Consider the following 23,421-nt stretch of genomic DNA (forward strand, 5'->3'; position numbering starts at 1 on the left):
TTAAGATAATATAAAAAAATATAAATAAAATATGTTGAATAATTATTGAGTATTATGTATAATTTCTTATATTAGATTAGTGGGGTGATAATATGATTAAAGTAGGAATAATTGGTGCTACAGGATATGCTGGCCAGCAAACTGTATGGTTTTTGCATAATCATCCGAAGGTTCAAATAGAATTTTTATGTTCTCATAGCTATGCAGATGTTGAATTTTCGCAAATATATAATAATTATTTAGGTTTTATGAAAGAAGTTTGCATAAACATACAAGAAGCAGAAAATAGACTAAAGGATATAGATGTACTCTTTATAGCCCTTCCTCATGGTAAGTCTTTTGAAGTTACACGAAAGGCACTAGAGCTTGGAGTTAAGGTTATAGATTTAGGAGCTGATTTTAGGTTAAACTCATCAGAAGTATATAGCCAGTGGTATGGGCTAAATAATGATGCTAGTGAATTATTAAAAGAGGCAGTATATGGTCTTACAGAAATATATAGAGATGATGTAAAAAATACAAAGCTTCTAGCTAATCCAGGATGCTACACAACGGCAAGTATACTAGCTTTATATCCATTGTTAAAAGAAAAATTAATAGATGTAGATTCTATAATAATAGATGCTAAATCAGGAGTATCAGGAGCAGGAAGAGCACTAAGTATACCGTCTTTATTTGCAGAGTGTAATGAATCTATTAAGGCTTATGGAGTAGGTACTCATAGACATACTCCGGAAATTGAGCAAGAGTTATCAAAGGCAGCAGGAGAAGAAGTAGTTTTAACATTTACTCCGCACTTAGTTCCTATGAATAGAGGAATTTTATCTACCTGTTATGGAAAGTTGAATAAGAAATTAAATCAAGATGAGATTTATGATATATATAGAAACTTTTATAATGGGGAATACTTTATAAAAGTAATTGATGAGTTACCTGAAACTAAAAATGTTAAGGGAAGTAACTTATGTCATATAGGAATAAGAGTTGATAATAGAACGGGAAGAGTTATCGTAGTTTCAGCTATAGATAACTTAATAAAGGGTGCTGCAGGGCAAGCTGTTCAGAATATGAATGTAATGTTTGGATTTGAAGAAACGGAAGGTATTAATATCTTACCTATGCAAATATAAGATTGAAGGAGAAATTATCATGCAAATTTTGGAGAATAAATTTATTGAAGGCGTTAAAGGATTTAAAGCCGCTGGAATTGCAGCTGGTCTTAAAAAGAGTAATAAAAAGGATTTAGCTATAATTTATAGTGAAAAAAAAGCAGTATCTGCTGGAGTTTTTACAACTAATAGAGTTAAAGCAGCTTGTGTACTTTTGAATATGGAGAATGTAAAGAGTGAAAACACTCAAGCCATAATAGTTAATAGTGGGCATGCTAATGCATGTACAGGAGAGAGTGGACTTGAAGATGCAAAGAAGATAGTAGAAATCACATCAAAAAAACTAGGACTAAATCCTGAAGAAGTTTTGCAGGCGTCAACTGGAGTTATTGGGGTATCCATACCTATGGATATTATAGAAAAAGGAATCAATGAAATCTGCGATTTAGCTTCAGTAGATGGCGGAAATGAAGCAGCAGAAGCTATAATGACTACGGATACAATAAGTAAACAAATTACTGTAGAGATTGTACTTGATGGAAAAAAGGTTTTAATAAGTGGGGCGGCAAAAGGTTCAGGAATGATTAAACCGAATATGGCTACTATGCTTAGTTTTGTTGTAACTGATGCAAATATAAGCAAGAAAATGCTTGACAAGGCTATAAAAAGTAGTGTTAAAGATTCATATAATATGATTTCTGTAGATGGAGACGTAAGCACCAATGATATGCTAATTGCTCTTGCTAATGGTGCAGCAGAAAATAAAATTATTGATGAGGAAAATGAAGATTATAAAATCTTTAAAGAGGCCTTTGATTTTGTAAACATGGAGCTTTCAAAGAAGATAGCAAGAGATGGAGAAGGAGCAACAAAGCTTGTAGAAGTAGAGGTTGTAAATGCTAAGGATGAAGAAAGTGCAAAGCTTTGTGCTATGTCTGTAGTGTCTTCTAATCTTGTTAAAGCAGCACTATTTGGATGTGATCCTAACTGGGGAAGAGTAGTGTGTGCTCTTGGATATTCAGGAGGAGATTTTGATCCTAATAAAGTGGATTTAACCTTTAAAAGCTCAGAAGGAGAAATAAAGGTTTTTGAAAAGGGCGTAAATATAGAATTTGATGAAGAGAAAGCAAGTAAGATATTAAGTAATGAGAGCATAGTATTATATGCAGATTTAAATGATGGAAGATATAGTGCAAAGGCATGGGGCTGCGATCTTACTTATAAATACGTTGAAATAAATGGAGAGTATAGAACATAATATAATATGATATCTAATTAATAGTTACTAAAAGTGTAGGCAAAGACTACACTTTTTTATTTTCTATAATAAATCTAGCAACTTCTGTATTAAACTTTATGTATATGATAAAATTATAATTAACTATATTTCAAGTAATCGGAAAGGATGAAGAAATTGACCAATATATTAAAAGATTTATCACCAAGTTTAGTATTTAAGTATTTTGAAGAGATAAGTAATATTCCTCGTTGTTCAGGAAATGAAAAGAGAATAAGTGATTATTTAGTTAATTTTGCAAAAGAAAATAATCTTGAAGTTATACAAGATGATTTATTAAATGTAATAATAAAAAAGAGGGCAACTAAAGGATATGAAAATGCTCCTACAGTAATATTACAAGGTCATATGGATATGGTATGTGAAAAAAATGGAGGCACAGAGCATGACTTTGATAAAGATCCAATCAAGTTAAGAATAGATGGAGACTTTATAAAGGCTACGGAAACAACCTTAGGGGCAGATAATGGAATAGCAGTAGCATACTGTCTAGCAATACTTGCAAGTAATGATGTGCAGCATCCAGCTTTAGAGGCTCTGATTACAACTGAAGAGGAAACTGGAATGGGAGGAGTTTCTAATATAAGTCCAGAAAGATTAAAGGGTAAGATATTAATTAATATAGATTCAGAAGAAGAGGGAGAACTTTTGTCATCTTGTGCTGGTGGAGTAAGAAACAGAGTAAGTCTTACAGTAGAAGTGGAAGAAAGAAGAGATGGATTTACTCCTTATAAGATTAATGTCAAAGGATTAAAGGGTGGCCATTCTGGTATGGATATTCATAAGGAGAGAGGAAACTCGAATAAGCTTATGGGAAGAGTGTTAAACGACATAAGTCTAAAAATGGAGATGTATATATCAGAAATAAATGGTGGCGCCAAAATGAATGCTATACCAAGAGAAGCAGAAGCTATAATTTTTATTAAAGAGAATGCTAAATCACATCTAGAAGAAGCAATTAATGAGTTAAGTAAAAGCTTTAGAAATGAACTGAGAGTATCAGACCCAGGCGTTACTATAGAGTTAACAGAAGGAGAGAAAAGAGCGTACAGAATTTTTTCAAGGGCATTAACAGATAAAATAGTAGCTTTACTAATGCTAATTCCTAGTGGAATAAAAACTATGAGTATGGACATTGAAGGACTTGTACAAAGTTCTACGAATCTAGGTGTAGTTACGACAAGTCAAGATGAAATTACCTTCGAAAGCGCTGTAAGAAGTTCAGTAAGTAGCTTAAAGAAAGCTATAGTGAAAGAAATTGAGGTAGCAGCTAAGGTTGTTGGAGCATCTATGACACTAGACTCAGATTACCCAGCCTGGGAGTATAATGCTAACTCTTATATAAGAGAGGTATTTATAAATACTTATAAGGAGCTGACTGGAGCTCAGCCAAAGATAACAGCAATACATGCAGGGTTAGAATGTGGAATATTAAATAACATTCTAGGGGATTTAGACATGATTTCCTTTGGGCCTAATATGTATGATGTCCACACACCAGATGAAAAGTTAAGTATTTCTTCAACTGAGAGAACTTATAAATATCTAATAGAAGTGTTAAAAAATATTAAATAGTTTCAGAAATGTCATATGGGTTGTTTGCTTTATTTCATACTCTCTTAAACCTGAACTATATATTCATTACTAAAAAGATAGTAACTATATTTTAGATAAATCATATTATAAGATTAGTGAGGGTGTAGAGGGGGGTGTTTTTATGATAGAGTACCTTTCACAATACAATGTCGTCTTACTGGGACTTTTGGCTAGCTTAGGAGCAGGATTAGCCACTGGAATGGGTGCACTACCAATATTCTTTACAAGAAATGTTTCCAAAAAACTCCTAGATGTTTTATTAGGGATTGCCGCAGGAGTTATGCTAGCAGCTACCTCCTTTAGTTTAATTGTTCCTGCAATTGATAAAGGCGGTGGAGGCGTTAGGGGAGCTACAATAGCTTTAATTGGTATTTTATGTGGTGGTGTTTTCCTTGATTTTATAGATAAACATTTCCCAAATACTAATTTACTTGCTAATGCGGTAGATGGCGACAATGATACAGAAAATAATATTACCAGTGTTGATATAAAGAGAAAAAGTAGGCTAAGGAAAACCTGGCTATTTGTTCTTGCTATCACTATACACAACTTCCCAGAAGGATTAGCAGTAGGTGTAGGCTTTGGAGATGGAGATATTGCTAATGGATTAAGTCTTGCTATTGGGATTGGTCTTCAAAATTTTCCAGAGGGTTTAGCCGTGGCATTACCACTTATTAGAGAGGGATTTTCTAGAAAAAAAGCCTTTTTAGTAGCTCTTGGATCAGGTTTAGTTGAGCCTATTGGAGGATTAATGGGAGTAGGACTTATACAGATATCAAGACCAATATTACCTTTTGCCCTTGCATTTGCTGCAGGAGCAATGTTATTTGTAATCAGTCATGAAATTATTCCAGAAACTCAAAAGAATAAGGGACATTCTAAGTTAGCTACACATGCTTTATTAGTTGGTTTTGTTATTATGATGTTTTTGGATAATACATTAGGGTAATAAGAGATAATTAGAATAATAGATTAATTCTTTTATATAAATTAATAAAAAATAAATGTTAAGAGGGGGGACTCTTAACATTTATTTTTTAGTTTATAGGAAATTATAAGCTTATCCTTTGCGGGATAAATTTATAATTTCCTAACTATATTATTAAAGTATTTTTTAGCTTCATTTAAATATTTAATATCAAAAGAATATTTAAATTCAGGGTTAGCAGCTTCAACAAAGGCAGCTATCCAAGACTTACGTAGCTCATAAAAATTAGCAGCATTTCCACCAACTCGTTCCCAGTAGTCGCCGTGAAGGTCTATAACAGTTATCCATTCTATTATATCGGATTCATTTTTTGTCACACTATTAGCGTTATCACAAGGCATTCCTTGAAGAATATAATTATTTAAAACTTTAAATAATTCATCTGGAGTCGATACGTCATATTTTTCAGCAGAATCCTTACCACAAAAACTACCTTGAGATGAGTAAGCTTTTTCAATTAGTTTAAAACCCTCATCTCCAAATTGTTCAATTAATTTAGTAATAAGATATGCCTGCCTAGTTTCAGCTACAGATATTCTATTTTGTAACCAACCGTGTATATTACTTGTATCGATGATATCTTCGATAGGAGTATCATCTAATGGTGGTTGAAATTTGCTGTTTATATCTTCTAAAATATTACTGATATCAGTAAAGTTGTTAAGAATATCTTTTTCAAGAGATTCATAAAGCTTTATTTTGTTAAATAACCAAGTGTGGATTGGGGCTAGAAATTTACTCATTTAAAACACCTCTTTTAAAAAATTTGTAATCTTATTTTAATATCATGACTATATTATTGGCGTACTTAAGTTCATTCATACTAGAATAAATTTGATCAACTTTATATAGGTTATTTTATAATAGTACAAACATTAAAACAGTAACAAATGTTACTATAATAGGGTAAATATAAAAAATAAAATAAACTAAATAAAAGAACTAAACAAAAAAAGATAAAGCATAAAAAGTATGCTTTATCTTTTTTTATATTTATTTAAGTTTTATTAGCAGTTGACCAGACTTAACTTGTTGACCGTCTTTAACTAAAATAGATTCAATAGTTCCAGCAGTTGTAGCAGTAATAGTTGTTTCCATCTTCATTGCTTCAATTACGATTAAGCTGTCATTTTCAGCTATCTCATCGCCTTCTTTTACTAGAAGTTTTAAAACTGTTCCTGGAATACTTGCACCAATTTCAAGAGGATTATCTGTATCTGCCATTTCAAGTGCAGTAGTTTGAGTAGAAGCTATTAAACTACTCTTATCCTTTACCTTAATTTCATGTCTATTTCCATTAACCTCAAAGTATAAAGTTCTATTTCCTTCATTATCTAACTTACTCATCTCTATAAGTTTAATAATCATAGTTTTTCCTTCAGCAATTTCAATCTCGCAAGTTTCACCTTCGGATAGACCATGGAAGTAAATATCACTTCCAATTCTACTTAAATCACCATTTGTCTTAATATATTTTAAATAATCTTTGAATACATCAGGATATAGTGCATAGCTTAATAGATCTTGTTTAGTAGGTTCCATATTAAAGAACTTTCTTAAGCCTTCAGCTATAAAATCAAAATTTTCAGGAGGAAGAAGTTCTCCAGGTCTACAAGTTATAGGTTCTTCTCCTTTTAAAACTATTGTTTGAAGGTCTTCTGGGAATCCACCCTCAGGTTGACCCATCATACCTTTGAAGTATGATACAACAGAATCAGGGAAAGCTAAGTCTTTTGCTTTTTCTACTATGTTTTCAGCAGTTAAACCATTTTGAACCATAAATATTGCAAGATCCCCAACCATTTTAGAAGAAGGAGTAACTTTTACTATATCTCCAAGTAAAATGTTAACTTCTTGATACATTTGCTTAACTTCATCGAATCTGTGGCCAAGTCCAAAGCTTTCAATTTGTGGTTTTAAATTAGAGTATTGACCACCAGGTATTTCATATTTATATATTTCAGTAGATCCAGATTTTAAGTCAGACTCAAATGTTTCATAAACAGGTCTTACTGCACCCCAGTAATCAGAAAGTTTTTGAACTCCATCTAAATTAATGCCAGTAGCTCTCTTAGTATTTTCAAGAGCCGCTACTACAGAATTTAATGCTGGTTGACTAGTTAATCCTGACATACTATTAAGTGCAGTGTCAACTATATCAATACCAGCTTCAGCAGCCATTAATAAAGTAGCTACACCATTACCAGTAGTATCGTGAGTGTGAAGATGTATAGGTATAGAAACTTCTTCTTTAAGGGCTTTAACAAGTTTATATGCAGCATAAGGTTTTAATAGAGCTGACATATCTTTTATAGCTAATATATGAGCACCCATTTTTTCGATTTCTTTTGCTTTCTTTACATAGTATTCAAGAGAATATTTATCTCTTGTAGAGTCTAGTATATCACCTGTATAACATATGCAAGCTTCTGCGATTTTATCTTTTTTAAGAACTTGGTCTATTGCAACCTCCATACCTTTTAACCAGTTTAATGAATCGAATATTCTAAATACATCGATACCAGAATCAGCAGATTCATTTATAAACTCTCTAATAACATTATCAGGATAGTTTTTATATCCAACCCCATTTGCACCTCTTATAAGCATTTGGAATAGGAGATTAGGAATTCTTTTTCTAAGTTCTTGAAGACGAGTCCAAGGAGATTCTTTTAAGAATCTATAAGCTACGTCAAAAGTTGCTCCACCCCACATTTCAAGTGAGAAAAGATCTTTTTCAAGAACAGCGGTAGCTTTTGCAGCTTTTATGATATCAATGTTTCTTAATCTTGTAGCCATAAGAGATTGATGACCATCTCTTAAAGTAGTATCTGTAATAAGTAGTTTTTCTTGAGATCTTACCCAGTTTACTAAGCCTTCAGGACCTTGTTCATCTAAAATTTGTTTTGTACCTCTTAAATCATTAGGTACAGTTATTTTTGGAAGAACAGGAACATCAAAATCTTTTTTTGCTCCGTGAGTATGATTTACAACTTTTTCACCTATAAATTTAAGAACGTTAAGTTCTTTATCTGCTTTTACTGAAATATCTAAAAGTTCAGTATGCTCTTCTATGAAGCCTGTTGTGCAATCACCAGCGAGGAAAGTAGGGTGATTTAAAACATTTATTAGGAAACCAGTATTAGTTTTAACACCAGAAATCTTAAGCTCTTTCATAGAACGTAGAGCTTTTCTTACAGCATCTTCAAAGGTTCTTGCCCAAGTAATAGTTTTTACAAGTAAACTATCATAGTATGGACTTACTACAGCACCAGTAAAGCCGTTTCCGCCATCAAGTCTTACTCCAAAGCCAGAACCAGTTCTATAGACATCTATTTTTCCTGTATCTGGTGCAAAGTTATTTGCGGGGTCTTCTGTTGTTATTCTACACTGAATAGCAAATCCTCTAGGTTGAACATCTGCTTGAGAAGATATTCCTATTTCAGGGCAAGATAAAGGATAGCCCATTGCTACAAGTAATTGGCTTTGAACAATATCTATACCAGTAGTCATTTCGGTTACAGTATGTTCAACCTGGATTCTTGGATTCATCTCTATGAAATAATGATTTCCATGCATGTCAACTAGGAATTCTAATGTACCAGCACTTCTATAATCTACTGATTTTGCGATTTTTAATGCATCTTCACAAATAGCTTCTCTTCTTTCTTCAGGAAGAGAGAAAGCAGGTGTATACTCAACTACCTTTTGATGACGTCTTTGAATAGAACAATCACGTTCATATAAATGTACTATATTTCCATGTTTGTCTCCTAAAATTTGAACTTCTATGTGTTTAGGTCTTTCTAAGTATTTTTCAACAAAAATATCATCTATACCAAAAGCTTTTTTTGCTTCATTTTTAGCACTTCTAAAAGACGGTAATAATTCTTGTTTATTTCTTACTATTCTCATACCACGTCCACCGCCACCAGCAGCAGCTTTAAGCATGATAGGATATCCACAGGACTCAGCAAACTCGATAGCTTCATCTTCAGAAGCAACAGGTTTTTCTACTCCAGGAATAGTTGGAACTCCAACAGCTTGAGCAACAATCTTAGATTTAATTTTGTCTCCTAGCTTTTCCATCATATCGCCAGTAGGTCCAATAAATTCGATTCCAGCTTCCGCACACTTTCTTGCAAATTCAGCATTTTCAGAAAGGAAACCATAACCAGGATGTATAGCATCTACTCCTTTTTTTAGAGCAAGACTTATTATCTCATCTATGTTTAAATAAACTTCAATAGGTCCTAGGCCTTTTCCAATTTGATATGCTTCGTCTGCTTTGGTTCTAAAAAGAGCATATTTATCCTCTTCAGAGTATATAGCAACCGTTCTAATACCTAACTCGTTACAAGCTCTGAATATTCTAATAGCAATTTCACCCCTGTTTGCTACAAGAACTCTTTTAAACTTTTTAACCATTTCATTCACTCCCCATTTAAAATATATATAAATAAAAAAATATAATCATTGCAATAAACGTGCTTAAATAAATTCAAAAATAAAGATAAGAATATTATATATGAGATAAAACATTATTGCAATTGCATAATTAAAAAAAACCACTTGCAAATTTGCAAATTATTAATGACAATGTGTAAGATTATTAAAAGACGTAAATTTTATATATTGTTTGTGTTTTTAAAAATAATATATAAGAAGAATTTATTATATTATACTCTAAAATGTGTGAAATTAAAGATATAGTTAAAGCTTTATTATAGAAAAGAGTCATATAAATTAAGTTATTTAAAAATGTTAACGAAAATGTAACTATCTATTTTTGATTAATACATAATATAGAGTTATAATTTTAAATAGAAGACTAATAACTAAACTATAAATACAGGATAAGGGAGATGAAGTATGAACATTGCATTTTTTCTTACACCTAAAAAAGATGTTGTATGTGAAAAGTTAGATTCTACTATGAGACAAGCTTTGGAGAGAATGGAACAACATAGATATACAGCAATTCCACTGGTGGACCCAAAGGGCAAATATGTTGGGACACTTACAGAGGGAGATATACTTTGGAAGCTTAAAAATACACCAGAACTAAATTTTAAAAATACAGAAAAGATATTACTTGGAGATATACCAAGACATATGAAAAACGATTCAGTAAATATACATTCAAATATTGAAGACCTTATTAGTCTTGCCATAAATCAGAACTTTGTACCTGTAGTAGATGATAATCATATATTTATAGGAATAATTAAAAGAAGTGATATTATTAATTATTGTTATAAGAAAGCATTTAATAAGGAGGAGTTAAGCAAAGCTTAACTCCTCCTTATTTTAACTATATACACTAAATACTAAGTTTTATATCCAGTTAGATATCTAAAAGATTTCTAGTATAGTCTGCATAAAGTGCTTTTAACTCACCAATTTTATCATCCATTTCAATTTGAAGAGAGGAAACAGTTGCGAAGTCTTCAGCTTCAACAGCTTCGTATATTTTTGTAAATAGAGATTTAGTGGAGTAAGAATCTTTCATAAGATAAAGTCTTAGCTCATTAACTTTTTGCCATCTAGTTACATCAATATCTTGAGCTTTACTAACATCATGTAGCATTTTATAGTTTCTAATTAGCGCAGAGTAGTTTGGAATTATTCTGCTAGTTATTTCTGTTATCCATCTTCTATTAACTGTTGTTTTGTAGCTGTCAATTAATTTATCAGAAAATACATTGCCGGATTTTAACATTTCTAATTTTGTAGGATAAGTATCTAATCCGCAAAGATTTTCATATACAGTTGCAGGAGCTTTTCCAAATAATCTAGATCTTTCTTCCTCAGAATAATCTTCAAATACATCATGCTCACTTCTGTATGCTCTGTCTTTTTCAAGATAATCAGTTTCAACTCCAGCTTCTTTTGAAAGTTCTGCTAAAAGATCATCCTCTGTTTTGCCATTAGTTATAGCATAAGTTATACCGTCATTACATGCCATAAATAAAGCAGCTAAAGCTAAATAAGTATTTGTATGAGGATTTGGTGATCTTAATTCAAATCTAGTTCCAAGAGGAGACATAAGATCACGTATAACACCTACGAGTATAGTTCTATTTCTTGAAGGTATATCTACTGAATGACCTATAGAAGTAACTATACACACAGGAGCTTCAAAACCAGGTTTTAATCTTTTTAATGAATCATTAGTAGCAGATACAAAAGGGTTTATAACTTCGTAGTTCTTTAATACACCCATTAATGAAGCATATCCATAGATACTTAAGAAGTGGTTTCTGGTAGAAGCGAATAAGTTTATTCTCTTACCATTCTTTAATTTTAAAGCTATGCTCAAGTGAGTGTGTTCACCATTTCCAGCAACGCCTTCTATAGGTTTTGCAAGGAAAGTAACATCAAGACCATATCTTCTAAATGTTTCTCTAATTAATATTCTAACAAATAGTTCATTATCAGCCGCTTGCACAGCATCTGAATATTTCCAGTCTATTTCAAGTTGTTCCATTATATGAGTTAAGCTTCCATCTTCTCCAAGAGTAGCTTTTACCCCACCAACTTCTTTATGACCCATTTCAGACTCAAGTCCATATCTATCCATTAAAGTTAATGTTTCCTCAAGAGCAGTTCTAACACAACCCTTAGTTCTCGTCCAGTATTGTTCTTGAAGGACTTGAGATGTTGAAAGTTCTTCTATGTGGGCTTTTTCTTCAGGAGTTTTAACCCAGAACTCTAATTCAGTTGCTGCAGTTGCAACTATATCATCTATATCATCTACAGTTATGCCATGTTCATCTAATAGTGCAGGATATTGTTTATAAAGATTCATAAGGTTGTTTTCTATATTAGCTATTGAAGATTTAAGAATATGTCTTGAATCGATAGCTTTACCTTCATGAATTAAAAAACAAGGCATTCTAAGAGTTCCAATAGGTTTTCCAGTTTCTTCATCAATGTTTTCAAAGTTATAATCAATAAACCAGTTAACATCGACGTCAGGAATCATATCCACTTTTGCATTATTAATAGTAGCTATTCCAGGGAATGCCACTGAAGATCCGTCAGTTTGTGTTGATCCCTTTAAAAATCCTTCGATATCCTCTAAGAATATTCTTACTGGGATTTTTTCATCAGTATCATTTCCAGCTAAATCAATACCAATAAGAGATACAAACTTTACTTCAGGATGTGCGTTTAAAATTTCTTTTAAGATTTGTTCAGAATGATCGGCTTTTGGTATTGTATAAATCAAATCACTAAACATAAATATCCTCCTAATTTTATTTAATTTTAGTATAAATGCTAAATAATTCACATGAATTTTACATTTATTATTTTAAAAAGTCTAATTTATTTCAGATTAGATTTTAACATATCTATTAGTATATTAATTAAATAATAATTTATATGCCTAACTAAGTCAATAAAGTAGAATGGTTTATTATAAAGTTTATGAAAAGGTAGGATTAATTCGCATTAATATAAATAGAAAAAGAGTACCTGTCCTAATTATTTTTAAATAATTAGGACAGGTACTCTTTTAAAGCATCTTATAGACTAAATAGTAATTCTCCATAAGTTGGTAATGGCCAATATTCTGCATCTACAATAGTTTCAAGTTTATCTGCAACTTCTCTTAACATATTCATTTTTTCGAATACATCAAATTTATATGAATAAGCAATTTCATAACAATCTCCTGAAAGAGCTTGAACTTTTTCTAATGAAGCCTCTAATTCAGATATTTTACTCTTTAATGAAGTTGCTAAACTAGCTACTTCGCAAAGTAATTCTGTTTGAACTGTAGCATCTACGCCAGCAGCTTTAACAGCAGCAGCAGAGGTAGCTAAGTTAGTTTCAAATTTGATAACAGCAGGTAAAATTTGACGTTTTGCTATAATAAGTGCTGTTTCAGCTTCTATATTTATAATTGTAGAATAGTTATCCAGATACACTTCATAGCGTGAATGCATTTCTGTTGGACTTAATACATTATGCTTTGCCATTAAAGCTATATTCTTTTCAGAAGTTAGAGATTTTATAGCTTCAACAGTAGTTTTTATGTTTGGAAGCCCTCTTTTTTCTGCTTCAACTACCCATTCATCTGAATAACCATTTCCGTTAAATATGATTTTCTTATGAGTTTTAGCAATTTCAGTAAGAATAGCTTGAACTTCAGCATCTACATCTGATGCTTTTTCTAATCTATCTGCAACTTCAGAAAGTACTTCTGCAACAGCTGTGTTTAGAACAGAGTTAGCACCAGCAATATTACCTGAAGATGGTACCATTCTAAATTCAAATTTATTTCCCGTGAATGCAAAAGGTGATGTTCTGTTTCTATCAGTAGCATCTTTCATAAGTATAGGAAGTGATAAAGCACCAAGAGATAGATTTCCACCACATTTTGAAGAAGTAGCAGTTCCATTTTCAAGTTGTTCTATAATATCTCCTAATTGTTCTCCTAAGAATACTGATATAATTGCTGGAGGAGCTTCATTAGCACCTAAACGGTGGTCGTTACCAGCATTAGAAGCAGAAAATCGTAATAAATCTGAATATTCATCAACAGCTTTTACAACTGAAGCTAAGAATAATAAAAATTGAGTGTTTTCATGTGGTGTTTCACCTGGCTCGAGAAGATTATGACCATCGTCAGTGCTCATTGACCAGTTGTTATGCTTACCAGATCCATTTATGCCTGCAAAAGGTTTTTCATGAAGTAAACAAACTAAACCATGTCTTACTGCAACTTTTTTCATAATATCCATTGTAAGTTGATTGTTATCAGTTGCAACATTTGTTGTACCAAATATTGGAGCTAATTCAAATTGTCCTGGAGCAACTTCATTATGTTTAGTTTTAGCTGGAACTCCAAGTTTCCAAAGTTCTTCATCAAGTTCTTTCATGTAAGCGGAAATTCTTTCTTTTATTGTTCCGAAATAGTGATCCTCAAGTTCTTGTCCTTTTGGAGGTTTTGCGCCAAATAAAGTTCTACCAGTGAATACTAAATCTTGACGCTTGTTAAATAATTCTTTATCAACTAAGAAGTATTCTTGTTCAGGTCCTACTGTTGTTACAACTTTTTTAACAGTAGTATTTCCAAGAGCTTTTAAAACACGAACAGCCTGTTTTGATAAAGCTTCCATAGAACGAAGAAGAGGAGTCTTTTTATCAAGTGCTTCACCTGTATATGAAGTAAAAGCAGTTGGTATATATAAAGTTCCATCTTTTACAAAAGCAGGCGAAGTTATATCCCATGCAGTATAACCCCTAGCTTCAAAAGTAGCTCTGATTCCGCCAGAAGGGAAAGAAGATGCATCAGGTTCACCTTTTATTAATTCTTTTCCAGAAAACTCTAATACTGCTTTTCCATCTCCAGTTGGAGCGATAAAAGAATCATGTTTTTCTGCTGTAGTCTCAGTTAATGGCTGAAACCAGTGAGTAAAGTGAGTAGCTCCTTTTGCAAGTGCCCAGTCCTTCATTACAGAAGCTATTACATCTGCTGAATCTAAATCAAGAGAAATACCTTCTGCTATTGCTTTTTTATAAGCCTTATACGTAGCTTTAGGAAGACATTCCTTCATAACTGCATCGCTGAATAAATTTGAACCAAAATTTTCGATTAAAGTACTCATTATAAAATCCCCTTTCGATATGAAAAAATAATATATTATATAGCCCAAATAAAAACATACGGTAATATCTAAAAAATCGTAATTTATTATTTTTTAAGTATAATTTTAAAGATTATACAAAAATTTTATTATAAATTTGATAGATTGTCAACGAAATTATGATAAATTAATAAAATGTGAAAAGGTTTAAATAAAATATAACAATAAAATGTGGAGTGAATAACTAATTAAGGTAAATGATTATAATAATTTATAGAGTTTTGATTTATAGATAGTTTTTATAAAGGTTAGATATAGCCATACAAATATTTGTGAAGTATAATTTTAATATACAATTTTAGAAAAATATTAAATACCTTTTACAATTAGTTGTAGTGATTGGAGGTGAAAGCTGCTTTCTAATAATGTAATTATAGAGCAGCATGGACATATGGAAAAAAGACCTATAGGTTTTTTTGATTCTGGAGTAGGGGGACTAAGTGTACTCAAAGAAGCAAAGAAGTTAATGCCTAATGAAGATTTTATATATTTTGGAGATTCAAAGAATGCCCCTTATGGTATGAAAAATGTTGATGAGGTTAAAAAATTAAGTATACAAGCATCAGAGTTTTTGCTGAGTTATAATGTTAAAGCAATTGTAGTAGCATGTAATACAGCAACTAGTGCAGCTATTGAAGATTTAAGAAGGATATATAAAGATATACCTATAATAGGAATAGAGCCAGCATTAAAGCCAGCGGTTGAATTAAATCATAGTGGTAAAATAGTTATTATGGCTACACCTATGACTTTAGCTGAAAGAAAGTTTAATAACCTTATGGAGAAGTATAAAACCACTTCAGAAATTATACCACTACCTTGTCCGGGACTTGTTGAATTTATAGAAAGAGGTGTACTAGAGGGAGAAGAAATAAGAAGCTTTATTAGAGAAAAGTTTTCTTCAGTAGTACATAGTAAAATTGCAGCGGTAGTACTCGGATGTACTCATTATCCCTTTATAAAAAATGAATTATACAAAGTATTAGGAAATGAAGTTACTATAATAGATGGAAGTAGGGGAACATCAACTCATCTAAAAAGAATGCTTGAAGAGAAAAAGTGGATTAATAATCGAAATGAAAATGGAAAAGTAATGATATTTAATTCATCAGAGAAAGATGAGTTAATAAAAATATCAGAGTGGTTATTAAAGGCTTAATTAGATGGTGCATAACGGTAATAGAATAAATTATTATATAATTGATAGTTCACATATCACCTAAAAAAAAAGTGAGAATAAATTAGTAGTAGAGGTAACTCTAATACAATAGAAATAAGGTGATGAAAGTGAAAGTCTTTGCTGTTAAAAAGGAGAAAGAAGAAATAACAAATGAGGCTGGAGAAAAAGTATCCTATATTACGCTGTTTAATGAAAACAAATTTAACTATATAGTTATAAAAAACCCTTCAGATAGTAATGAGATATATACAATTAAAGATATTAAGATATTGAATGTAGATAACACTAATGAACTATGTCTTATGCAAGGGGAAGATGAAAAGCTAAAGGAAAGCGAAGAAATAAGAGCAGTTGATAAGGTAGGAATACTTAATATAGAGAGCAGACTTCAGGAAATTGAAGATAATAAAAAGCTTCAGCTATGTCGAAATCAGCTTGTGGAAAACAAGGAATGTGATATACTAGATGATTCAGTTTTGATAGTTCTTCCTAAGGGATGTCTATTTATGAAGCTAGATAATGAAGTGACTAAGTTAGATGTAAATATAAAATGGACAAGTGAACCCATAGGGTGATCTTATGGATCATACAAAAGTATTTATCATAAATGTGTATACTGTGGTATAATTTAGTCTATGCTATTAAATAGCTTTAATTAATAAACGAAGGAGGATAAATTAATGAACCCTATTGTTACTATTAAAATGCAAAATGGAGATCAAATGAAACTGGAGTTATATCCAGAAATTGCTCCTAATTCAGTTAATAACTTTATAAGTTTAGTGAAGAAAGGTTTTTATAATGGAGTTATATTTCATAGAGTAATTCCAGGATTTATGATTCAAGGGGGAGACCCAGAAGGAACAGGAATGGGTGGACCAAACTATTCAATTAAAGGAGAATTCTCTGGAAATGGCTTTAAAAATGATTTAAAGCACTCTAAAGGAGTATTGTCCATGGCAAGATCAATGAATCCAAATTCGGCTGGAAGTCAATTCTTTATAATGGTAGAGGATGCTCCACACCTAGATGGTCAATATGCAGCTTTTGGAAAGGTTACAGAAGGCATTGAGGTAGCAGATAAAATTGTTAGTGTTAAAAGAGATCGTAGCGATAGACCTTATGAAGATCAAGTTATGGAAAGTGTTACAGTAGATACTTTTGGAGTGGAGTATCCAGAACCAGAAACAGTTTAATTAGAAATTGAGGTATAATACATGAGTGCTGAGAGTGAAAAAATCTTATTGATATATGGATTTGATTATAATGAACAGCTAAAGCTTAGTGAATTATTAAAAGAAAACAATTTACCTTTATATAGGGTAATAGATGAAAGCGTGGTTAATTTAACTTTAGAGGATATACTGAGTAAAAAAGCTACAGATATGTGTTCTAGTGATTTACAAAAAGAAAAAGTGATTTTATTTAATCAATGCAGCGATGATGATATAAAAACTACTATGAGAGTTGTAAGAGCTAGTTACAGTGAAAAACCTATTTTTGCAGTAGTTACACATACTTCGATTAACTGGAGATTTAATTATCTCTTGGAACATCTTATAGAAGAGCGAAGTAGGTTTGAAAAGACACATAGAAACTAAAGTTAAGTCGGAGGCATTTATATGAGCAGGATTGGTGGGAAGATAAAAGAAGCTAGGTTAAGCGCAAATTTGACAGAAAAGCAACTAGCTAAAAAGAGCGGTGTTGCAGAGAGCTTTATAAAGGAAGTTGAAACTGGTAGAAAAGTAATAAATGAAAATGTTATAGAAAAGATATCTAAAGTTTTAGGCAAAGATTTAAATGATATAGGAATGTCTTTTGAAGAAGAAAGTTTCAAAGAAGAAGTGTCGAAGCCTAAAAAGACTCTAGAGGCTGTACAGGATGTATGGAGTGATGCCTTTAGCTCAGTGTTAAAAACTGTTCCTATATACAGATATGATCTAAGTAAAGCTTTAGGTGGAAAACAAATGCCTATTTTAAATAATAAGATAGAAGGCTATAGCAAAGATAAAGTATTATTTCTACAAGTTGAAAATGATGATATGATAGGTTTTAGAATAGGTAAAGAGGATCTAGTATTTGGACATATATCTCATGAAGTAGAAAACAATTCTATATGCCTTATTGAAAATAATGGTGAGAGATTTATAAGACAAATAAAAAGACTAGATAATACTAAATTACTTTTAGTAAGTAATAACGGAATTCTTAAAACTGAAACAGTTGGAATTAAAGAGATTAAAGTTTTAGTAAAATTAGAAAGAGTGGAAATAAAGTTATAGCAGCAGATATAATATCTGCTGCTATAACTTTTGTAGTTAATATATTAAATGCAATTATAACAAGCAGTTGTCAATGTTAGTAAGTATATAAAAAACGTATTAAAAAGAAGAAAAATAAACCAGGTATAAGGTATTAATTTAATTCAGTATATTTAAAGATTGATAATAAAAATATTGTGGAGTATAATATCCAGGTACAATATGTTGTGTCTGGAGGTAAATGGTATGCTATATGTAGTGAAACGAGATGGAAGAAGAGTTCAGTTTAATTCTATAAAGATAATTAATGCTATAAAGGGGTCAGCGGAAGAGATTGCTTTTAATTTAAAAGATAGCGAGGCTGTAGAGCTTGCTCAAAAGGTTATGGAGAAAATTGAAAGATTAGATTGTGAAGAGATATCAGTAGAGGATATTCAAAATATAGTAGAGAAGGTTTTGCCAGAGAACGGACATGAATTAATCGGAAAAACTTATTCTAATTATAGAAGTGAGAGAACGAAGATTAGAGAAAAGAAGTCAGACTTGATGAGGGCTATACAGAATATAGGGATTGAGACTGATAGAGATAATGCTAATGTTGGAAATAATTTCAGTTCAAAACTTCTTAGAATAGCAAGTGAATCTAACAAGTGGCATAATTTAGGGATGATGCCAAAGCATTTAGCAAAATTACACGAGAACGGAGATATATATTTTCATGATTTAGATTCATACAATTTAACTATAAACTGTTTAAATATTGAAACAGGAAAAATATTATCTAGAGGTTTTAATACAGGATATGGCACAATTCTTCCCGCAAAGAGAATAGAATCAGCTGCTGAATTATCATGTATATTGCTTCAAAGCGCACAAAATGATATGTTTGGGGGACAATCCCATGTAAACTTCGACAATGATATGGCTCCTTTTGTTAGTAGCTCAAGAGAAGAAATAAGAAAAGAGTATGAAGGTTACTTTGGAAACTTTGATAAATTAGATGAAATAATAGAAGAAAAGCTAGAGAAAACAGTTCGTCAATCAATGCAAGGTATAGTTTATAATTTAAATACAATGCATTCAAGAGCAGGAAGTCAAGTTCCCTTCAGTTCTATAAATTTAGGACTTCCTCAAAGTAAAGATGCTGCTATGGTAGATAGAATATTCTTAGAGGAATATGAAAGAGGACTTGGAAAAGGAGAGCAACCAATTTTCCCTAATATAGTATTTAGAGTTAAGGAAGGGGTTAACAGAGAACCAGGTGATCCGTATTACTACCTTTACGAACTTGCTTGTAGAGTAGCTAGCAAGAGAATGAATCCTATGTTTATGAATCTAGATGCAGACTTTAATAAAGAATACTATGATAAGGGCGTAATTGCATCAACTATGGGATGTAGAACTTATATAATGTCAAATGTAAATGGAGAACCAGGTCCAGAAGGAAGAGGGAATATATCTCCAGCTACCATAAATTTACCAAGAATCGGAATTTTAGCTAAAGGAAATGTGGATAAATTCTTCTCACTATTAGATAATAGACTAGAATTATTAAGAGAATCCTTATTACATAGATATAGTGTTTTGAAAAATTTAAAAGTTAAAGATTTACCTTTTGTTGCAGGGGAACATTTGATGCGTGGTTCTGAAAATTTAGAAGCTGAAGATTCAATAGATCCAATCCTAAGACAAGGAACATGGGGAGTTGGATTTATAGGAGTTGCAGAAACTTTAACTGCATTACTTGGAAAACATCATGGAGAAAGCAAAGAAGCCTATGAATTAGCTATAAAGATAGTATCACATATTAGAGCATTTTGTGATAAGTATAGAACTATAGATAAGCTTAACTGGTCATGTTATGCAACGCCAGCAGAAGGGCTTTCAGGAAGATTCATCCTTCAAGATAAAGCTATATATGGCAATATAGAAGGGGTTACAGATAAGGAGTATTACACAAATAGTTATCATTTACCAGTGTACTATAAATCTTCTATTAAAGATAAGATAAACTTAGAAGAGCCTTTCCACAAGATATGTAATGGAGGTCACATAACTTATATTGAAATGGATGGGTACCCAGAGCCAGAGGATGTGAAGGCTATAATTGATTATTCATATAAGAACACTAATATAAATTATATAGGTATTAATTTTCATATGAAGTACTGTAAAGAGTGTGGAGAACGTATAGAAGCACTTGAAGAAGAGTGTCCTAAATGTGGAAGCACAAATATACAAGGTATTTCTAGAGTTACAGGATACTTGTCCTTAGATGAAAGATTTGGGGCAGGTAAGGTAGCAGAAAGAGCAGATAGATTATCACATAATGATGATAAACATATAAATAATTATTTCTGTTAGTGGAGAGAAATGACATGGAACTAAAAGTAGCTGGATTTTTAGATAACACAATGGTAAATGGTGAAGGATTAAGGAGCGCACTATTTTTATCAGGCTGCACGCATAACTGTGAAGGATGTCACAACAAAGCTATGCAGGATTTTAACTATGGAGATTATGTACAAGTTCAACAAATATTAGATAGGATAAATCTTAATCTACCCTTAATAAAAGGAGTGACCTTTTCAGGGGGAGAACCTTTTGAACAAGCAAAAGAGTTAAGAATTCTTGCAGAGAAATTAAGAAATTATAATTTAAATATTTGGTGTTACACTGGATATACTCTTGAGCAAATTTTAGAGAGTAAAGACAAGAATAAGTTAAAATTATTGGAGCATATTGATGTACTTGTAGATGGAAAATTTCAAAAAGACTTGATAAAAGGTGCACTAAGGTATACAGGGTCTAGGAATCAAAGAATTATTAATGTAAAAGAAAGCTTAAAAAAAGGAAATGTTATAAACTATTTTAAATAATATTTAAGTAACTAGTAAGTCTTATAAATACTAATTACTATTAAAAAAAAGAAAATTGCTCAGCAATTTTCTTCTTTTTTAGTTTATAGTAAATTATTACTGAAGAATAGGGTCAAGTATTTTTACTATGTTTTTATCTTGTAGTTCGACCTCAATTACTAGAGTAGAGTGGGAAATTCTATCACCATTTTTCATATTAGTTATAAAGGTCTCCACACCGTCTATTGGGAAAGATATGTAAGGAGTTTTATAATGCATTGGAATTACTATATGAGCATTAATAGATTTTGCAATAGAGGCAGCTTCTTTTCCATTTATAGTAAAGTTTCCACCAACAGGAATTAAAAGAATATCTATATCTCCAATTTTACTTAGATATTCCTCAGAAAGATTATGACCTAAGTCTCCTAAATGACAAACTCTATAGTTATCTATTGTCATTATATAGATTATATTCTCACCTCGTTTAGCACCCTTAACATTGTCATGATAGGATATAATACCTTCTATAGATATATCGCATTTATTAAAAAGTCCAACCTTATCTACAATTTCAGGATTACCTTTTACATATTGAAGACAATCATGATCGAAGTGATGATGACTTATAATAACCAAGTCAGCCTTATCATCATATATTTTATATCCTACTGTTTCATCAAAGGGATCTGTAAGAATTCTTTTTCCGCTAGAATCTTTAATCAAAAATGAAGAGTGTCCAAGCCAAGTAATTTCCATTTAAAACACTTCCTTTAAAATAATATTTTTATATTATAATTTTAACCTTAAAATTATAATTAAAACTACGAATATATAAATGAGCAAATTGCACAATTAGATTTTAAATACTCATAAAAATAAATTACTAAAAACACTAAAAAAGATAATAGCAAAGCTAAGCACTACCGTGCCTGTGGATAACCTATTAATTTTTGAAAATTATTTTACGCTACTTTCTTTAAGCCGTCAGGCTGATTAATTGCAATAGTAGCTGCTACTAATGTAATACAATTTAATAAAGCAAATATTTTAGCCTTACGGATTCCTTTGGAACGGATATTATCAGTGCTCAGATATTCCTTTAAGCGAGAGTTACATCTTTCAATAGAGCTTCTTTTATTGTAAACATCTTGCCATTTTTTTGAATCTCTTAAAGGATAGCTATAAAATCTGTTCTCTTTTTTATAATTTACTTTATAGCATAGACCATAATTAGAATTACTACACCATTTCATCCCGGAGGGACAGTTTACTTTATCAGTTGCATGAGGACATCTAAACTTTAAATAGTTTCCATCCTTTCCCCAATACGCTAATGGATATCCAAGAGAGCATATTGGATGAAAGTTCTCATTCATTCCTTCTGGTGGGGCATATGCTCCTCTAGTATTCAATGCTATTATAGGTTGAGCTTTAATAATATGAGTGATGTAATCATAGACTTTTTTATAGTCATAGCCTGAATCCATAATGTAATTCACTGGTTTAAATGTCGGACCATAGGTGTTTTTAAATTTAGCTATTATCGGTAAAGCTATATCTCCATCATTATAACTAGCAGGACTTAGTAATATGCTTAATGGCAATTCACTTTTGCAGTCAGCAAGTATGTGTAATTTAAATCCAAACCACTTTATTTTATTGCCATCTGTATCATTTTTAGCTCCCCAGTTAGGAGAAACTCCATCATTTTTAAGCTTAGATGATGGTTTAGATTTTTCATAAGCATTTAACTTAGTAGAATCTATAGCAACATTTTTACCATCAATAATGTTTAATTCTTTTGCTTTAAATATAAGAGCTTCAAAATCTCTTTCAAGCTCATTAGTGCTAGATATTTTATCTAAAAATCTACTAAATGTTGAGGCAGAAGGTACAGTATCCAAAATGTTAATACCGCAGGTATATCTGAAAACAGGATCTGTTTTAAGTCTATCGACTAGTTTTTTCACTGTTTTAATTTGCTCTAACTGCATTGCAATTAATGAATATAACAAAGTTAAAGGATTCCGCCCTTTCGGGCCGCGCATAGCGCTTTTAGGAGATAAAAAATTCAAGATATTAGTAAAATCTAATTGAGCAAGAATCAACTCTAATTTTGTTTTTGGTTGATATTTTATAATTTCCTCAAAGGATAATAGACATTGTTGTTGAATATACATAAGTGAGGTTCACTCCTTTTGTTGGTGATTTTGCTTGCACTTAATATATTCAACAATTTGGGGTGAATCTCCTTTTTGATTTATAAAAAAATTAGTTATATCAACTATTTAAAAATATGAAATTTGCTCAAATAATAAAATTATACAAACTTTTGGAAAATATGATACTATTTTAATATATAACCGTAATTATTATTATAAAGGATAAAAGATTAAGCCATCTATATTATAACTTTTTAAAAGTTTATTGGTTTTATTGAATTATTTATCCATATGAAATAGAATTAAAT

At 31.3% G+C, this 23,421-nt stretch carries 18 protein-coding genes; 12 read left to right on the forward strand and 6 right to left on the reverse strand.

Annotation, left to right across the window (positions count from 1 at the left end; translation table 11 throughout):
• The first annotated feature begins 92 nt into the window (after positions 1 to 92).
• From argC to ACX0KU_RS06205, 4 genes are all read left to right on the forward strand, one after another.
• A complete protein-coding gene (argC, locus tag ACX0KU_RS06190; RefSeq protein WP_472991997.1) occupies positions 93 to 1,130 on the forward strand; it encodes an N-acetyl-gamma-glutamyl-phosphate reductase in 1,038 nt (345 codons plus the stop codon).
• Between the two features lie 19 nt (positions 1,131 to 1,149).
• Positions 1,150 to 2,367, forward strand: coding sequence for a bifunctional glutamate N-acetyltransferase/amino-acid acetyltransferase ArgJ (gene argJ, locus ACX0KU_RS06195; RefSeq protein WP_472991998.1), 1,218 nt, complete (start codon positions 1,150 to 1,152; stop codon positions 2,365 to 2,367).
• Positions 2,368 to 2,514: 147 nt separating this feature from the next.
• Positions 2,515 to 3,981 carry an aminoacyl-histidine dipeptidase gene (locus ACX0KU_RS06200; RefSeq protein ID WP_472991999.1) on the forward strand — a complete coding sequence of 489 codons (1,467 nt, stop codon included), beginning with the start codon at positions 2,515 to 2,517 and terminating at the stop codon, positions 3,979 to 3,981.
• Between the two features lie 142 nt (positions 3,982 to 4,123).
• Positions 4,124 to 4,951, forward strand: coding sequence for a ZIP family metal transporter (locus ACX0KU_RS06205; RefSeq protein ID WP_472992000.1), 828 nt, complete (start codon positions 4,124 to 4,126; stop codon positions 4,949 to 4,951).
• A gap of 131 nt (positions 4,952 to 5,082) precedes the next feature.
• Here the strand turns inward: ACX0KU_RS06205 and ACX0KU_RS06210 are convergent, their stop codons facing one another.
• Together ACX0KU_RS06210 and ACX0KU_RS06215 are read right to left on the reverse strand one after the other, a co-directional pair.
• On the reverse strand, positions 5,083 to 5,733 hold the full coding sequence (locus ACX0KU_RS06210; protein WP_472992001.1) for a hypothetical protein: 651 nt from the start codon (positions 5,731 to 5,733) through the stop codon (positions 5,083 to 5,085).
• Between the two features lie 250 nt (positions 5,734 to 5,983).
• The gene (locus ACX0KU_RS06215) at positions 5,984 to 9,418 is read right to left on the reverse strand and encodes a pyruvate carboxylase (protein ID WP_472992002.1); all 3,435 of its coding nucleotides are present in this window, start codon (positions 9,416 to 9,418) and stop codon (positions 5,984 to 5,986) included.
• A gap of 444 nt (positions 9,419 to 9,862) precedes the next feature.
• On the opposite strand from ACX0KU_RS06215, the gene ACX0KU_RS06220 reads away from it, so the two are divergent.
• Complete coding sequence (locus tag ACX0KU_RS06220; RefSeq protein ID WP_472992003.1) at positions 9,863 to 10,288, forward strand: CBS domain-containing protein; 426 nt, start codon at positions 9,863 to 9,865, stop codon at positions 10,286 to 10,288.
• Positions 10,289 to 10,337: 49 nt separating this feature from the next.
• Here the strand turns inward: ACX0KU_RS06220 and ACX0KU_RS06225 are convergent, their stop codons facing one another.
• Positions 10,338 to 12,236 carry a type I glutamate--ammonia ligase gene (locus ACX0KU_RS06225; protein WP_472992004.1) on the reverse strand — a complete coding sequence of 633 codons (1,899 nt, stop codon included), beginning with the start codon at positions 12,234 to 12,236 and terminating at the stop codon, positions 10,338 to 10,340.
• 286 nt (positions 12,237 to 12,522) lie between these two features.
• Positions 12,523 to 14,610: a glutamine synthetase III family protein gene (locus ACX0KU_RS06230; protein ID WP_472992005.1), complete on the reverse strand. Its 2,088-nt coding sequence runs from the start codon at positions 14,608 to 14,610 to the stop codon at positions 12,523 to 12,525.
• Between the two features lie 430 nt (positions 14,611 to 15,040).
• On the opposite strand from ACX0KU_RS06230, the gene murI reads away from it, so the two are divergent.
• The 7 genes from murI (at position 15,041) to nrdG (ending at position 20,969) form a co-directional block, all read left to right on the forward strand.
• Complete coding sequence (murI, locus tag ACX0KU_RS06235; protein WP_472992006.1) at positions 15,041 to 15,808, forward strand: glutamate racemase; 768 nt, start codon at positions 15,041 to 15,043, stop codon at positions 15,806 to 15,808.
• Between the two features lie 122 nt (positions 15,809 to 15,930).
• The gene (locus tag ACX0KU_RS06240) at positions 15,931 to 16,404 is read left to right on the forward strand and encodes a hypothetical protein (RefSeq protein ID WP_472992007.1); all 474 of its coding nucleotides are present in this window, start codon (positions 15,931 to 15,933) and stop codon (positions 16,402 to 16,404) included.
• 105 nt (positions 16,405 to 16,509) lie between these two features.
• Positions 16,510 to 17,025, forward strand: coding sequence for a peptidylprolyl isomerase (locus ACX0KU_RS06245; protein ID WP_472992008.1), 516 nt, complete (start codon positions 16,510 to 16,512; stop codon positions 17,023 to 17,025).
• Positions 17,026 to 17,046: 21 nt separating this feature from the next.
• Positions 17,047 to 17,430 carry a DUF3783 domain-containing protein gene (locus ACX0KU_RS06250; protein WP_472992009.1) on the forward strand — a complete coding sequence of 128 codons (384 nt, stop codon included), beginning with the start codon at positions 17,047 to 17,049 and terminating at the stop codon, positions 17,428 to 17,430.
• Between the two features lie 21 nt (positions 17,431 to 17,451).
• Positions 17,452 to 18,111, forward strand: coding sequence for a S24 family peptidase (locus ACX0KU_RS06255; RefSeq protein ID WP_472992010.1), 660 nt, complete (start codon positions 17,452 to 17,454; stop codon positions 18,109 to 18,111).
• Positions 18,112 to 18,336: 225 nt separating this feature from the next.
• Positions 18,337 to 20,454 carry an anaerobic ribonucleoside-triphosphate reductase gene (gene nrdD, locus ACX0KU_RS06260; protein ID WP_472992011.1) on the forward strand — a complete coding sequence of 706 codons (2,118 nt, stop codon included), beginning with the start codon at positions 18,337 to 18,339 and terminating at the stop codon, positions 20,452 to 20,454.
• A 14-nt stretch (positions 20,455 to 20,468) separates the two neighbouring features.
• Positions 20,469 to 20,969: an anaerobic ribonucleoside-triphosphate reductase activating protein gene (gene nrdG, locus ACX0KU_RS06265; protein ID WP_472992012.1), complete on the forward strand. Its 501-nt coding sequence runs from the start codon at positions 20,469 to 20,471 to the stop codon at positions 20,967 to 20,969.
• A gap of 96 nt (positions 20,970 to 21,065) precedes the next feature.
• Here nrdG and ACX0KU_RS06270 read toward each other — a convergent pair whose 3' ends face one another.
• Both ACX0KU_RS06270 and ACX0KU_RS06275 read right to left on the reverse strand, forming a co-directional pair.
• Complete coding sequence (locus ACX0KU_RS06270; protein ID WP_472992013.1) at positions 21,066 to 21,707, reverse strand: MBL fold metallo-hydrolase; 642 nt, start codon at positions 21,705 to 21,707, stop codon at positions 21,066 to 21,068.
• A 206-nt stretch (positions 21,708 to 21,913) separates the two neighbouring features.
• A complete protein-coding gene (locus tag ACX0KU_RS06275; protein ID WP_472989904.1) occupies positions 21,914 to 23,131 on the reverse strand; it encodes a transposase in 1,218 nt (405 codons plus the stop codon).
• Between the last annotated feature and the right edge of the window lie 290 nt (positions 23,132 to 23,421).

This window comes from Clostridium sp. X (assembly GCF_055755365.1).